The organism is Glaciecola sp. SC05, assembly GCF_041380235.1.
In the GTDB taxonomy this organism is placed as follows: domain Bacteria; phylum Pseudomonadota; class Gammaproteobacteria; order Enterobacterales; family Alteromonadaceae; genus Glaciecola.
Genome location: NZ_JBGIYY010000018.1, coordinates 28,663 through 42,996, shown reverse-complemented (window position 1 = coordinate 42,996; position 14,334 = coordinate 28,663). Strand labels below are relative to the sequence as shown.

Annotated in this window: 13 protein-coding genes; 7 read left to right on the top strand and 6 right to left on the bottom strand. The window is 43.9% G+C overall.

Annotated features, from left to right (window positions below; translation table 11 throughout):
• Positions 1-20 precede the first annotated feature (20 nt).
• Complete coding sequence (locus AB9H30_RS15565) at positions 21-1,301, top strand: diguanylate cyclase (protein ID WP_371195620.1); 1,281 nt, start codon at positions 21-23, stop codon at positions 1,299-1,301.
• A 37-nt stretch (positions 1,302-1,338) separates the two neighbouring features.
• Here the strand turns inward: AB9H30_RS15565 and orn are convergent, their stop codons facing one another.
• The gene (gene orn / locus AB9H30_RS15560; RefSeq protein WP_371195619.1) at positions 1,339-1,884 is read right to left on the bottom strand and encodes an oligoribonuclease; all 546 of its coding nucleotides are present in this window, start codon (positions 1,882-1,884) and stop codon (positions 1,339-1,341) included.
• A gap of 344 nt (positions 1,885-2,228) precedes the next feature.
• On the opposite strand from orn, the gene rsgA reads away from it, so the two are divergent.
• From rsgA to AB9H30_RS15540, 4 genes are all read left to right on the top strand, one after another.
• Entirely contained in the window at positions 2,229-3,254 is a 1,026-nt protein-coding gene (gene rsgA, locus AB9H30_RS15555; RefSeq protein WP_371195618.1) for a small ribosomal subunit biogenesis GTPase RsgA, read from the top strand.
• A gap of 78 nt (positions 3,255-3,332) precedes the next feature.
• Entirely contained in the window at positions 3,333-4,181 is an 849-nt protein-coding gene (gene asd / locus AB9H30_RS15550; protein WP_371195617.1) for an archaetidylserine decarboxylase, read from the top strand.
• A 34-nt stretch (positions 4,182-4,215) separates the two neighbouring features.
• Positions 4,216-5,112, top strand: a complete 897-nt coding sequence (locus tag AB9H30_RS15545) for a DMT family transporter (RefSeq protein WP_371195616.1) — start codon at positions 4,216-4,218, stop codon at positions 5,110-5,112.
• A complete protein-coding gene (locus AB9H30_RS15540) occupies positions 5,100-5,837 on the top strand; it encodes a glycerophosphodiester phosphodiesterase (RefSeq protein WP_371195615.1) in 738 nt (245 codons plus the stop codon). The genes AB9H30_RS15545 and AB9H30_RS15540 overlap by 13 nt, the downstream gene beginning before the upstream one ends.
• A 27-nt stretch (positions 5,838-5,864) precedes the next feature.
• On the opposite strand, the gene AB9H30_RS15535 is transcribed toward AB9H30_RS15540, so the two are convergent.
• The 4 genes from AB9H30_RS15535 to AB9H30_RS15520 form a co-directional block, all read right to left on the bottom strand.
• A complete protein-coding gene (locus AB9H30_RS15535; RefSeq protein ID WP_371195666.1) occupies positions 5,865-6,254 on the bottom strand; it encodes a MerC domain-containing protein in 390 nt (129 codons plus the stop codon).
• A 222-nt stretch (positions 6,255-6,476) separates the two neighbouring features.
• Positions 6,477-7,286, bottom strand: coding sequence for a divergent polysaccharide deacetylase family protein (locus AB9H30_RS15530; RefSeq protein ID WP_371195614.1), 810 nt, complete (start codon positions 7,284-7,286; stop codon positions 6,477-6,479).
• A gap of 148 nt (positions 7,287-7,434) precedes the next feature.
• The gene (locus tag AB9H30_RS15525; protein ID WP_371195613.1) at positions 7,435-8,172 is read right to left on the bottom strand and encodes an SOS response-associated peptidase family protein; all 738 of its coding nucleotides are present in this window, start codon (positions 8,170-8,172) and stop codon (positions 7,435-7,437) included.
• 30 nt (positions 8,173-8,202) lie between these two features.
• Complete coding sequence (locus AB9H30_RS15520) at positions 8,203-9,327, bottom strand: MalY/PatB family protein (protein WP_371195612.1); 1,125 nt, start codon at positions 9,325-9,327, stop codon at positions 8,203-8,205.
• Positions 9,328-9,552: 225 nt separating this feature from the next.
• Between AB9H30_RS15520 and AB9H30_RS15515 the strand changes: the two genes are divergently transcribed.
• Positions 9,553-10,386, top strand: a complete 834-nt coding sequence (locus AB9H30_RS15515) for an SDR family NAD(P)-dependent oxidoreductase (protein WP_371195611.1) — start codon at positions 9,553-9,555, stop codon at positions 10,384-10,386.
• Positions 10,387-10,503: 117 nt separating this feature from the next.
• On the opposite strand, the gene typA is transcribed toward AB9H30_RS15515, so the two are convergent.
• A complete protein-coding gene (typA, locus tag AB9H30_RS15510) occupies positions 10,504-12,339 on the bottom strand; it encodes a translational GTPase TypA (protein ID WP_371195664.1) in 1,836 nt (611 codons plus the stop codon).
• A gap of 511 nt (positions 12,340-12,850) precedes the next feature.
• Here typA and glnA point away from each other — a divergent pair.
• The gene (gene glnA / locus AB9H30_RS15505) at positions 12,851-14,260 is read left to right on the top strand and encodes a glutamate--ammonia ligase (RefSeq protein WP_371195610.1); all 1,410 of its coding nucleotides are present in this window, start codon (positions 12,851-12,853) and stop codon (positions 14,258-14,260) included.
• The last annotated feature ends 74 nt before the right edge of the window (positions 14,261-14,334 follow it).

The following is a 14,334-nucleotide window of genomic DNA, read 5'->3' as shown; positions in this document are numbered from 1 at the left end:
CGGGGTTTGAGAGAAAGGCAGTGAAGTATAAAATTTTGCTAATAGAGCACGATGGATCAAGCCTACGTATTCTAAAGCGCGTTATCGGCAAGGCAAATCTTGATGTAGTCACGGCTACGTCATTGACCGAAGCCAAAGTCATTTTTGATCATTCAACGCCTGAGTCTTTCTTGTGTGCGGTGGTTGACTACTACCTGCCCGATGCCCAGCATGGAGAGGCTATCGACTTTGCCATATCGTCATTTGTGCCTGTCATAGCAATTACCAGCGATACTGAACAAGATGTCCGCGACCGAATTTTGAGTAAAGCGGTGGTTGACTACATCCCCAAGAGCAATGCGCAATTTTATGAATATTTGTCACGTTTACTATCCAGACTTGAGAAAAACAAACAAGTAGGAGTACTCACCGTTGGCGGCAATAACAAAAGCCGAAACGCAATATATTCGCTATTAAACCGTCATAATTTTATGACCTATCAGGCAGCCAACACTGACCAAGCGCTCGACATATTGCAGCAATATTCCCATATAAAACTGATGATCACCGACCAATTATTACCCAACACTACGGGTGTTGATTTTGTTGCTCAGGTTCGCAAGCATTATGACAAGGAGCAGTTAAGTGTTATTGGTACCAGTGAAAAAGGCGACGCCGCACTGCTGGCAAACTTTATAAAAAGCGGCGCCAATGACTATTTACGGAAACCTTATTGTCATGAGGAATTTTTCTGTCGCGTGCTGCAAAATGTGGAGTACGTTGAACAAATAGAGGTAATTAAAAAAACTGCCAATACCGACTATCTTACCGGTATTCCGAATCGTAGATACTTTTTCAATCAGGTAAGTCAAATTGTAAAGCGAGAGCCCAGTTCAATGTCGCTCGCTTTGCTCGACCTAGACTTTTTCAAAAATATTAATGACAGCTTTGGTCACGACTACGGTGACTTAGTCTTAAAAGAAACTGCTAAAATGATGAAAAAACATTTTACAGGCCACAGCATCTCGCGCTTTGGAGGTGAAGAGTTTTGCGTCTTTATGCAGGGGTTGACCGCACAAGAAGCGTTCGAAAAAGTCGACGCGTTTAGAGAGCTGGTTAGTCAACGTAAATTTAAAAACCGCAGCAAAGTGGTGCAGTGCACGGTCAGTATTGGTCTGACTCACCGCGTTTCAAAAACCATAGAGGATTTATTGAGTGAGGCCGATCAATCTTTGTATAAGGCGAAAGCTCAAGGGCGTAATTGTGTGGTAATAAATAGCTCGGTTGAGCAAAGTGCTGACTCAAGCAAGATATCAAGGTAGCGCTCCACTAGTTGTTAGCGAAGTGCAGCGCTCGTTATTAAATACAAAATACCTTTTCGCGATAGTACCGAAGCTCTTCAATCGACTCTTTAATATCATCTAAGGCTAGATGCACCCCCTTCTTTTTAAAGCCCTCTAACACCTCTGGCTGCCAGCGCGCGCACAACTCCTTTATAGTGCTAACATCAATGTTCCTATAATGAAAATACGCTTCAAGTTCAGGCATATATTTAACTAAAAATCGTCGGTCTTGGCCGATGGTGTTGCCGCATAGTGGCGATTTCCCCGGCGACACATATTTACGCAAAAAAGCAATGGTTTCTTGGCTTGCCATGTCTACATCGTAATCACTGTCTTGACAGCGTTTAGTCAAGCCAGACTCTCCGTGGGTTTTGGTGCACCACTCGTCCATAGCTGCCAGTACTTCGTCCGTTTGATGAACCGCAATTACTGGCCCCTGCGCTAAAACGTTGAGCTGTTTATCTGTCACGATCGTCGCGATTTCTAGCACCACACAGGTTTCAGGATCTAAACCCGTCATTTCCATATCAATCCATACAAGATTTTGTTCGTCCAACGCCATGTTTACCTCAGAGTGTATTTATCAGTCGATACAGAGCATTTGCCGAAAAGTTATATTTCTCAGCCAATTATGATTAAATTAAACGCTCTATACAAAAGGTATCATGTTGTTTCCACTGTGTTAATAAAAAGAATGATCAACAAATGGCCCTTGACCTACAATAAAGCATCACAATGGAAAATCTATCTATAAACGTGCAAACAAGTAAACCTTATGAGGCAGTCGATTCATCGGCAAAGTAAAAGGCGATGCAAGGCCTTGCGCAAAAAGGTATGATTGAGTATCTAAGCCTTTTGACCAAAGGCTATAAAGCTCTTTTCACCAATAGGCAGTGTGCGCGACTCGTGGCTAAAAAACCAAAACTTTCAAAAAACCAAACCCGTCAGGTAATGCGTAATCGCCATAAACAAATCGACGGTGATAAGCAGGCGTCTTTTGAGCACTTCGGTGAGCAGGTATCAGGAAGAGTGATTAGCCGATTTGGCAAGCACGCCATTGTTGAAGACGATCAACACCTTAATCACAGATGCTACATAAGACGTACCGTCAGTTCAGTGGTATGTGGTGATCATGTGTTATTTCGACCCAGCGAATCAACTGACAGCCGTGATCGCGGTATTATAGAGGTTGTACTTGATAGAAAGTCGACCTTAACACGTCCCGATTTTTATGACGGTGTAAAGCCAATCGCAGCCAATATCGATCAAATTATTGTGGTAAGTGCAATTGTGCCAACCCTTTCCAACCATATTATAGACCGCTATCTAGTGGCCTGTGAGCATGCACAGATCACTCCCGTACTGGTTATCAATAAGGTCGAGTTACTGAGCGCCCAAGAACTAGTTGAAGTCAAAAAAAGCCTCTCAATATATGAGAAAATAGGCTACAAAGTTATTCTAGTAAGCTGCGAAACTGACCAAGGTCTCGCTGCTCTAAGTGAATACCTTATCGACAAAGTTAGCGTCTTTGTAGGTCAAAGCGGTGTTGGAAAATCGAGTATTATTAATCGTTTACTGCCTGATGCCGCCGAACCCGTCGGAGAAATATCTGATAACTCGGGCTTAGGAAAACACACAACAACGGCCTCAAAACTCCTACATTTTGCGCAGGGCGGAGAATTAATCGATTCCCCGGGCGTCAGAGAATTTGGCTTATGGCATTTAAGCGCAGAGGCTATCACCAATGGCTTTATTGAGTTTAGAGACTACCTTGGCGGCTGCAAATTCTCTGACTGCAAACATCGCGGTGATCCCGGATGCTTAATCACCGACGCCATTACGAAGGGAGATGTCGATAACGCTCGCTATCTGAGCTACCTAAAAATCATTGACACACTAGGTCAGCAAAAACCCACTTATGCCAAAGGATGATGACTCATAAGCGTTTAATACGTTCTTATTTTTGCTGTCTATTGTACAATAGCGCGATAATTGACTGGGAGCTCACACGTGCTAGATTGGATCAAAGTAAAAAGCCAATACATATTACCTAAACATCTTCTTTCTCGCTTCCTCGGAGCGCTTGCATCCCGAGATCTAGGTGCCATTACACAGTTTTTAATCAAAACCTTTATCAAAGCATTTGATATTAATATGAAAGAAGCGCTTTATGAAAACCCAAGTGCCTACAAAACATTCAATGAATTTTTCACGCGCCCGCTAAAAGACGGTATACGTCCAATCGAAGCTAACGATACTCAGCTTTGTCATCCTGTAGACGGCAGCGTCAGTCAGTTTGGCGACATCACCGGCGATCGCATATTTCAAGCAAAAGGTCATGATTTTAGCTTAACTACCTTGCTCGGCGGAAAACCAGAGCTGGCGGTGCCGTTTAAAGGCGGTAAATTTGCTACGATTTACCTCGCACCAAAAGACTATCACCGCATTCATATGCCAGTTGATGGCACGCTAACCGATACCTTACATGTGCCAGGTGAACTGTTTTCTGTGAATCCACTAACGGCACAAAATGTTCCTGGTTTGTTCGCTCGCAACGAACGCGTGGTGACTCTGTTTGATACGCCTTACGGTAAAATGGCATTGGTGTTGGTAGGCGCAACCGTCGTTGCCAGTATCGAAACTGTGTGGGCGGGCAATATTACGCCACCGGCTGGTAAGTATGTTCAACATTGGCAGCAAGACGACGCCGAAGTTAAGCTCGCCAAGGGCCAAGAAATGGGCAGATTTAAGCTCGGCTCTACCATCGTGCTCTGTTTTGAGCCCGGTAAAATTGAATTTGAAGATATGTACGCAGGAATGATCACCCGTCTCGGGAAAGTATTAGCGAATCAAGCGTAAGCGTGAGCAACCGTTTATACAGTAAAGTCGCCTAATGGATCCGGTTAAGAAAAGCCTTATTAACCTGCACCTTACCGTCATGTTACTTGGCGGTACTGCGCTATTTGCTAAGCTCATCAACTTGTCTGCTCTAGACATTACTTTTGGCAGGTCCTTACCGGCCTGCATCGTACTGTTTTTAGTCGTTAAACTGAGCGGCGAATCATTAAGACTCAATAGTCAAAAAGATTATCTGATTGCTATGGGCCTGGGCGTAATCATGGCGGTGCATTGGGTAACCTATTTTGCTGCGATGCAGTATTCTTCTGTTTCGGTAGGCATCATAGCACTGTTTACTTTTCCGGTTATTACGGTATTACTCGAACCCTTTTTTGAAAAAATACGATTAGTCTGGCAAGACGTGGCCAGTGCCTTAGTGGTGCTAGTGGGCATATTTATGATTGTGCCCGATGTGTCTTTAGAGAACGACATTACTCTAGGTGTTGTCATTGGCGTGTTCTCTGCTTTTTTGTATGCCATTAGAAATCTGCTACACCGCCAATACTTTTGCCAATATAGCGGAGCAAAGGCCATGGCTTATCAAATTGCCATTATTTGCCCTTGTTTAATCTGGTTTATATCCGATGATTTTTTCACCACAGCAGCCGCTTTTGATCTGCACACAGGATTGCTTTTATTGTTGCTCGGAACGGTGTTCACCGCACTCCCCCACGCTTTAGTTGCCGCCTCACTAAAACACCTGCGCGCGAAGACATTCTCACTGGTAGCCTGCATGCAGCCCTTTTACGGAGTGGTATTTGCAATCATCATGTTGAATGAATCACCAACATGGCAAACATTAGTGGGGGGCGTACTTGTGATATCCGCTGCAGTATACGAGACTGTGAATACACATCGACTCAATCATAAGGCCAAAGAATGCTCGCAATAGCCCATCGGGGCCTCAGTGCCCACTTTCCTGAAAATACCGTTATTGCATTTGAAAAAGCCATTCAAGCCGGCGCAAGAGCGCTTGAGTGTGATGTGCATCAAGTAGAAAACACCTTTATTATTTTCCATGACTTTTACCTGCATAAACTCACAGGTAATGACGGTGCACTTGCCACCACAAGCATGCAAACCATTGAAGGCCTAAGAATAAAAGGTAGCGAACATAAGATCCCCAAGCTGCAGGACGTGTTTAAACTTACCGCTGGGCGGCTAATGTTAAATTTGGAGTTAAAAAGGATCGATAACGCGGGGCTTTTTGTTGATCAACTTTGCGAGTTAGTCAGGCAATATGAAGGTGATCATGACGAATTAGACATCGTGCTTTCATCCTTTGACCATCCTATGCTGCAGAATATAAAAGCTAAATTCCGAGACACACCTCTGTCCAACACACTAAAATTTGCGGCTTTAATAGGTCATTTACCGATATCCAAAGCACAATATGCCGTAGATATGCAGGCTGATATTGCGGCAATAGATGCTGATTTAGTGGACGCTGAGTTCGTAGCTCATGCCAAACAGAACTATCTTGATGTGTGGTGCTATACCGTTAACCACGAAGACCTGCTATTAAGGCTCATAGATATGAGAGTTGATGGAATATTTTGTGACGACGTAAGTTGGGCCGAACAGGTTATTGAAAAAAATCTGAATTGTCAGCTTTAACTTGTCGATGCCGAGGCATGCTAGGACTCAGCAGGATTTGCACTGCCGGCAAAGCTTTAAGTTGATGAGGTGGGCAGCAATAATAAACCCTGCACCAATAGCAATCGTGAACGGTTCATAGGCTTCGCCGAAAATATCTTTATTCCAATAAATCAGCGCACCTAAACTCAAAGAATAGATAGGATAAATTTGTCTGTGATATTGCTTAAAACCAATTAAAAGTGCAGCAAAACCAACGATAATAGAAATGGTCAATATACTGCCTTCAAACCAACCTTGAGCGACAAATGATGAGGCTAATAGAGGAATGGCGGGGATCAGTATTGGCAACATAATACAATGCAAAGCACACATTGCTGACACCCATACACCTAATTTATCGAGTACCCGATTGTTTAGCGGTGGCGTTTCTATCATGGTCTCTTGCTCATTAGAGTCAACGATGATATCAGAAGTCTTTGTTTGCAATTGATGCACCTGAATAAATTAATTGTTTGCGTAAGGTCTGTATCGATTTACACCAGTGTTAGCACTGAACACATTGGATATATTGCATTAGCCAATCGATTTAATGTAATAGTATAACATTAAACACATCGGTAATGAAAACACTATTATCCATAATTCTTAAATAGTCCGCTAGCGAGGTGCGCTAGCTTCAATGACATACTCAGATGCCGCAAGGGAGTTAGCGTGAACAAGGTGTGGGTTAATTCGAAATTTATCGGTTTCTCGTAAGTACTCACTTACGGTGATAACTTCTATGTCCGGTGGCAAATTTTGTATGGCATCGCGCAAATACGCTAGTGTCAGTGGATAAGGATGGCCAATGCCAATGGCCTTTCCATTCTTGCGGGCACGTTTTATCAGCTTAGCAAACTGCTGCTTTATAAAGTCTTCGTTTTGTTCATGATCTAAAAATATGTGTCTGGTCGCAGCCGTTACCCCAAATTCATCAGCAATAAGATTCGCTTTAGAAAATCTAGTTGTACGGCTATCGACAAAGAACATGTTGTTATTTGCCAGTGTTTTCATAACGGTTTGCATCGGCAGAGTCATTTGCGTGAGTTTGCTGCCCATATGATTGTTCACGCCGACTGCATGCGGAACCGTTCCTAAAGCGGCAAACAACGCACTCTGCAATTGCTGTGGATACATTGAAGAGAGCAATGGTCCAACACCCAATGCTTCGCCATTTAGCGACTCCATCGGCATATGCAGCATGACCTCTCGATTTTGCTGTGCAGCTTTAAACGAAAACGGTGTAGAGAAATTAGTATGGGGCAAAATTGAGAAGGTAACCGATTTTGGCAAATCAAAGGCTTTAATGTCCGATGCCTTCGCGCCTACATCGTCTAATATGATCGCAATTTGTGAAGGTGACTGAGCCAACACTGAAGATTGCAGCGCGATGCCTAAAATAAATACGTTAAGGATATGTTTTAGCACTGGTTGCTTTTTTTATTCATCACAGATAAAGACTACCAACATGTAGCAAATACTACACCTATTCTGTCGCTACTGACAAAACAATCTTTAAATGCAAAAAAGAAGCGCCCCGAAAAAGCATAAGTGCTTGTTTATATTGTTTAAATACTTAAAAAAGTTTTTGCTGCCCGACATGGCTAAGGGGGCTTTCGACCTCTTGTTGCACAAGATCTGACAGCAAAACGTCATTTACCTGTCCAATTGGCTGTTTATCTTTGTAAGTTTTGACGCGCTGCACACGCAAGGTCGGAAATAATTTTGGCTGCGCAAGCAAGGCATCTATGCTCGCTGATGCCTGCACCTGAGGCGATAGCCAATCTCTTAAGAACGTCTCTTGTATGGGTAAAAACAATGGAAAAGCCTTATCATGATAAGGCGCCATTTTAGGATGGGCATCTCGGGTAATGACCGCGCAGCAATAGTCACCATTTTCCAATTTGCGATAAAGTGCGCCAAGTAAAAAGGGCTCATCGCTGCTTAACAGATACTGATGCTTGGTTTTCCCTAGCAACTTCGACTCACCAATTTCACTCGCAATGATGCAGCCTCTCGAATGTTCCAAGGCAGCTTTCCAGTATGGGCTGTTTAAATTCCTGGCATTGAAACTAGTGCGGCTCCCTAAGTAGGTAAGCTTGTCTTCAACCATACCATCAAACCACCAAATGGCATTCACCCACTTATCTTCACCGCGCTCTTGGATCAAAAGCGGTACCCTACGATTGATATCGCCACCAAAGGCTGGATAAGCGTCAAAGTTACCGGGCTGCTGAAATAAACGTGCGAAGCCACCGAACAGATCCGGTTTATCTTGAATAGTGCTGTTGTTATACCCTACATATCCGCACATAAACCTGCCAGACTCTAAAACCAAATATATTTATGCTGATAACCTCGCGACGATTTGCTCCAAATATTCGCGAGCACATCCAAAGTTTATTCTAAAACATTCTGGCGCACCAAAATCTTTACCTTGCGATGGCCCTACCCCACGCTCTTCGCACCAACGCTGTGTATCTTCTAGCTGTAGAGCGCTAGCATCAACCCATAGTAAAAACGTAGCCTGTGGGGCTTCACATGTTAAGCCCTCAATACGATTAATTGCTCGCACTAAATAATCTCGGTTGTCGCGTAAATAGCGCAATTGCGCTTGATACCATTCGTCGCATTTAGTGAAAGCGGTAGCGGTTGCTTCAAGGCCCATTACGTTTACCCAAGGTACTATGCCAGCCCCTGCTGCAACAAAACTTGAACGCACTTTAGCACTAGGAATAATTGCAAACGAAGTACCTAAACCTGCAACGTTGAAAGTTTTACTGGCGGCCATCAAGGTCACTGAATTATCTTTTAAGCTAGGGTGTTTACCCGCGGGAATATGACGTAAATCATCTAAAATCAAATCGCAGTGGATCTCATCACTGCAAACCATGACATTATGGCGCTGACAAATCTCGGCGATAGTATCAAGCTCTTCAAAGGTCATCACGCTGCCGGCCGGGTTCATCGGGTTACACATTATAAACAAGGTAGTGCTTGGCTTAGCTGCCTGTTGCTCAAACGCTTCAAGGTCGAGCGTCCAGCGGCCTTCTTTTAGCATTGTCGGAACAGCTAACTGCTTGCGATGATTAATACCCGGTGCGGCCAGAAGCGGCGGATAGTTTGGGGTCTGTACAATGACGCCGTCACCTATATTCGAAAACGCCAAAGTCGCCATATTAAAGGCCGGCACGACGCCCGGTGTCCATACAATCCAGCTCGGGTGAATATCCCACTGATACTGGCGCTTGCACCAATGCACAATGGCATCCAGAGCCGGTTGATGATGCTTGGGCAATGTATACCCTAATAGACCATGTTCTGCGCGCTGTTTGAGCGCGTCAAGTATAGGTTCGGCACATCTAAATTCAGTGTCGGCAATCCAGCAAGGCAACACGTCAGTATCTTTATATTTTTCCCACTTGTAAGCAAAGCTGGAAGAGCGGTCTGGTTTTTGGTCAAAATTCATAGCAATCCATGATAATCAATAAAATAAGATACTTAGGCTAAACACTAAAGGCAATTGGCTCCTAAAACGCCTTACTCGAGTGTAAATGCCGCGCGGGTGACAAATATGGTAACACTTTGAACTGAGAGTTTAAGCTGTTCCACATGATTTTCTGAACGTCATGCCAAAAATAGTCCGGTAAAACATGTCTACACTTAGCCTAAATTGGTTTAAAATGAACGTTGGATGGTTTCTTACCCAACTCTGGGTTCAATAGTAAGCAGGTGCACTATTTCTTCATCAGTTTTAATTACAGGCTATGCTAGCGGGCTCGGCAAAGAGTTAGCTAAGCAATATCTGGCAAAAGGCTTTAGCCTCTTATTAATCGATATTAGAGCTGACGTGGAATTTCAGCAAGCCTTGCAGAATGAGGCAAGCATGCAGCAAAAAGTGAGCTTTTTGCATGCCGACATTTGTGAACCTTCCACACTCAAGCAGCAACTCGATTTTGCAGTGCGCAAATTCGGCCAAATTGATGTTTGTATTCACTGCGCCGGTATTTTGGTATCAAAACCCTTCATGCATATATCAAACGACGAATTCCAGCACGTTATTGATGTCAACGTGATCGGCACTCGTAACCTTGTTGCGGCGGTCATTCCGCACCTAGACAATGGTGCACAATTGGCCTTAGTCGCTTCCATGGCCGGTTTTAGCGGCGTTTATGGGTACTCTGCCTATGGTGCATCTAAATACGCAGTTATTGGATTAGGTAAGGCCCTGCAGTTTGAATTAAAACCCTTAGGCATCGACGTTAGCTTAATCTGTCCGCCAACAATAGATACGCCGATGGTGCAGACTGAAGCTAAGACTATTCACCCCGCCACAAGAGCATTGAAGAATATGGCTGGCACCTTAGACCCGAGTGATGCTTGCAGACAAATCATTCAAGGCCTCGAGAAGCGAAAATCACTTATCATTCCGGGTAAACAAGCAAAAATGGTGTACTACTCACAACGGTTCTTACCGTCGTCGCTGATTCATAAAATAAGTGAATATTTAGTATCCAAAAGCAGCTAGGTTGGAAAGGGTCTGAGACTTTCAACTGCCTTTTAATTTTGTGAACTGCGAACATAAAAAAACGCCTGCTTTTACAAGCCGGCGTTTTGCAGATATCAGCTAATTAAGCTAGAGGCACTAGCTTTCTTTCGACTTAGTGCGAGAATCACGCTTACGTTCGTTTTCAGATAACAACTTTTTACGCAATCTTACGCTCACTGGCGTGACTTCAACGAGTTCATCGTTATCAATAAATTCAAGCGCTTGCTCAAGAGACATTCTCACAGGTGGCACTAGAGTTTGTGCTTCATCAGTTCCAGAGGCACGTACGTTAGTTAACTGCTTACCTTTTAGTGCATTTACAGTAAGGTCATTTTCACGACTATGAATGCCGATGATCATTCCTTCGTAAACCTCAACACCGTGACCTATAAACAAACGACCGCGCTCTTGTAAGTTAAACAATGCGTTAGTCAATGCTTTGCCCGGTGCATTTGCAATCAATACGCCGTTCTTACGTTGACCAATATTGCCACCCTTATGCGGACCATAATGATCAAATGTATGATATAGCAAGCCTGAGCCCGAAGTCATTGTCATAAAATCAGTTTGGAAACCAATTAAACCCCGGCTTGGGATGGTAAAGTCCATACGAATACGACCAAGTCCATCAGGAGACATATTAGTCAGTTCCGCTTTACGCAAACCTAACTGCTCCATTAGCGAGCCTTGATGTTGGTCTTCGCAATCGATAGTGAGCGTTTCAAACGGTTCCATTAACTTGCCGTCTTCTTCTTTTAAAATAACTTCTGGACGTGATACTGCTAATTCGTAACCTTCACGACGCATATTTTCAATCAATATGCCCAAATGTAATTCACCACGACCCGATACGCGGAACTTGTCAGGGTTGTCAGTTTCTTCAACACGCAACGCAACGTTATGAATAAGTTCATTTTGCAGTCTTTCTAAAATGTTGCGAGAGGTTACGAACTTACCTTCTTTACCTGAAAACGGTGAGGTATTGACTTGGAATGTCATAGTTACGGTTGGCTCATCTACCGATAATGGAGGCAGAGCTTCGACTAAATTTGGATCGCATACCGTGTCTGAAATTTTCAATTCACCTAAACCGGTGATGGCTACTATATCGCCCGCTGAACCTTCATCCACGTCGTCGCGATCTAGGCCAAGATAACCCAATACTTTACTGACCTTACCGTTACGAGTGCCGCCTTTAGCCATCGCAACGGTTACTTGCTGGTTGACTCTTACTTTACCGCGTTTAATACGACCTACGCCAATAACACCCACATAGCTGTTGTAGTCGAGCTGTGAAATTTGCATTTGAAAGCCGCCCTCTGAGTCTGCATCAGGTGGAGCTACTTGTTTTACAATAGTTTCAAACAATGGCGTCATGTCGCTGCTTGGGACGTCAACATCCAGCGATGCCCAGCCGTTCAATGCCGATGCATAAACGACTTGGAAATCTAACTGATCGTCGGTCGCGCCTAAGTTATCAAACAAATCAAATACTTGATCCATAACCCAATCCGGACGCGCGCCAGGCTTGTCAATTTTATTTATTACGACAATTGGTTTTAGACCTTGAGCAAATGCCTTTTGCGTCACAAAACGGGTTTGCGGCATGGGGCCTTCTTGGGCATCAACCAATAGCAATACCGAGTCGGCCATTGACATAACGCGCTCTACTTCGCCGCCAAAATCGGCATGCCCTGGAGTATCTACGATGTTAATGCGGTAGCCGTTCCAGTTAATCGCCGTATTTTTTGCCAAAATGGTAATACCGCGTTCTTTTTCAATATCGTTAGAATCCATCACGCGTTCTTGCGCGTCACCACGATTGGTAAGGGTACCAGACTGCTGAAGCAGCTTATCAACCAAGGTTGTTTTTCCGTGGTCAACGTGGGCGATTATGGCGATATTTCTTAATTGTGCGATAGGGGCAGACATGAATTTACTCTCAAAACAAAAAACGCATCTGTTAACCTCGCTGACATTCAGCAGACTCAGATGCGAAACAATTGGCGGCGGATTGTACAGCTTAATACCGAGCGGCGCTATTTTATTTGCCAAAAAACTCCTTTTTTTTAAGATTTTTGCAAAATATCGCCATGCATTAACAACATGGTAACCTAATCAAGATGTCCAAAGATTTTCAGAAAAAAGTATCTCATATAAAATAATGCACCATAATGATCTAAAGATGCAGACCGCTTGCACCATAACAGTGCTTAATGTGAAGGTGCCGAGTAAGTTTCCTTTTTATTTAATAAATATTTCATACACTTACAATTTAATAGTAGATGGCATGAATATGGCTTATAGTTGGGCAAGGTGCGCCTTAAGATCCGTTTCGCCCAACATGCTTTGAAGATGGAAGCGCTACACCAAGGATCTGCGTATTCACTGACGGAACACCTAATTCAATAGGATCTGCACAACATACTTTTTGGAGGACAATATGTCAATTGAGTCGGCATTAGAACTAATTAAAGAAAGCGAAGCGAAATTCATCGACTTGCGCTTTACCGATACAAAAGGAAAGGAACAACACGTTTCTATTCCTGCGCACCAAGTCAACGATGGGTTTTTTGAAGACGGCAAAATGTTCGATGGTTCATCGATTGCCGGATGGAAAGGTATTAACGAGTCTGACATGGTACTGATGCCTGACCCCTCAACCGCGGTATTAGACCCGTTTGCGGAAGAAACGCAAATCAACATTCGTTGCGATATTTTAGAGCCAACAACCATGCAAGGCTACTCTCGTGACCCGCGCTCAGTTGCCGCTCGCGCTGAAGAATATCTTAAATCTACCGGCATCGGTGATACGGTGTTGTTTGGCCCAGAGCCAGAGTTTTTTATGTTTGACGACGTTAGGTTCCATACTGACATGGCTGGTTCGTTCTATGCGATCGATGCTGAAGAAGCAAAATGGAACTCAGGTGCAGAATACGACGGCGGTAACATGGGTCATCGCCCTGGCGTTAAAGGTGGATATTTCCCAGTTCCTCCAGTCGATTCAGCACACGATATTCGCGCAGCTATGTGTATGGTTATGGAAGAGATGGGTTTGACCGTTGAAGCGCATCACCACGAAGTAGCAACCGCTGGTCAAAACGAAATCGCTTGTTTGTTCAATACGATGGTCAAAAAAGCCGATGAAATTCAAATCTATAAGTATGTTGTGCATAACGTCGCGCATGCCTATGGAAAAACTGCAACCTTCATGCCCAAGCCACTTGTGGGCGACAACGGTTCTGGTATGCATTGTCACCAGTCTATTAGTAAAGACGGCAAAAATATTTTTGCGGGCGACAAGTATGCAGGCATGTCTGAAGAGGCATTGTTTTATATTGGCGGCATCATCAAACATGCTCATGCAATCAATGCATTCGCAAACGCATCAACAAACAGCTACAAACGTTTAGTGCCAGGATATGAGGCTCCGGTAATGTTGGCATACTCTGCCCGTAACCGCAGCGCATCAATTCGCATTCCATACGTTACTAGCGATAGAGCACGCCGCATCGAAGTTAGATTCCCTGACCCTACTGCTAACCCTTATCTTGCATTCACAGCAATGTTAATGGCTGGCATCGACGGTATAAAGAACAAGATCCATCCCGGTGAATCTATGGATAAAGACTTATACGATTTACCCCCAGAAGAAGCGGCTGGTATTCCTAAAGTTGCAAGCTCCTTAGAGCAAGCTCTTTCTGCGCTGAATGAAGACCGCGCTTTCCTTACCGTTGGTGGCGTAATGACCGACGAGATGATTGATGCCTACATCGCGCTTAAATCGGAAGAAGCTGAAAGAATTAACATGACTACTCATCCACTTGAGTTCGACATGTATTACAGCTGCTAAGCTTGCCGTTATAGGTAAAAGTGAAGCAAACTATCGAAAGCCTGCCTACGCAGGCTTTTTTTTAAGCAAAAATC

Coding starts and splice junctions, on each gene's coding strand:
- orn (WP_371195619.1), bottom strand. CDS start 1,884: ATGGCGTTGGACGAACAAAATCTTGTATGGATTGATATGGAAATGACG.
- AB9H30_RS15545 (WP_371195616.1), top strand. CDS start 4,216: ATGGATCCGGTTAAGAAAAGCCTTATTAACCTGCACCTTACCGTCATG.
- AB9H30_RS15540 (WP_371195615.1), top strand. CDS start 5,100: ATGCTCGCAATAGCCCATCGGGGCCTCAGTGCCCACTTTCCTGAAAAT.
- AB9H30_RS15535 (WP_371195666.1), bottom strand. CDS start 6,254: ATGATAGAAACGCCACCGCTAAACAATCGGGTACTCGATAAATTAGGT.
- AB9H30_RS15525 (WP_371195613.1), bottom strand. CDS start 8,172: ATGTGCGGATATGTAGGGTATAACAACAGCACTATTCAAGATAAACCG.
- AB9H30_RS15520 (WP_371195612.1), bottom strand. CDS start 9,327: ATGAATTTTGACCAAAAACCAGACCGCTCTTCCAGCTTTGCTTACAAG.
- AB9H30_RS15515 (WP_371195611.1), top strand. CDS start 9,553: ATGGTTTCTTACCCAACTCTGGGTTCAATAGTAAGCAGGTGCACTATT.
- typA (WP_371195664.1), bottom strand. CDS start 12,339: ATGTCTGCCCCTATCGCACAATTAAGAAATATCGCCATAATCGCCCAC.
- glnA (WP_371195610.1), top strand. CDS start 12,851: ATGTCAATTGAGTCGGCATTAGAACTAATTAAAGAAAGCGAAGCGAAA.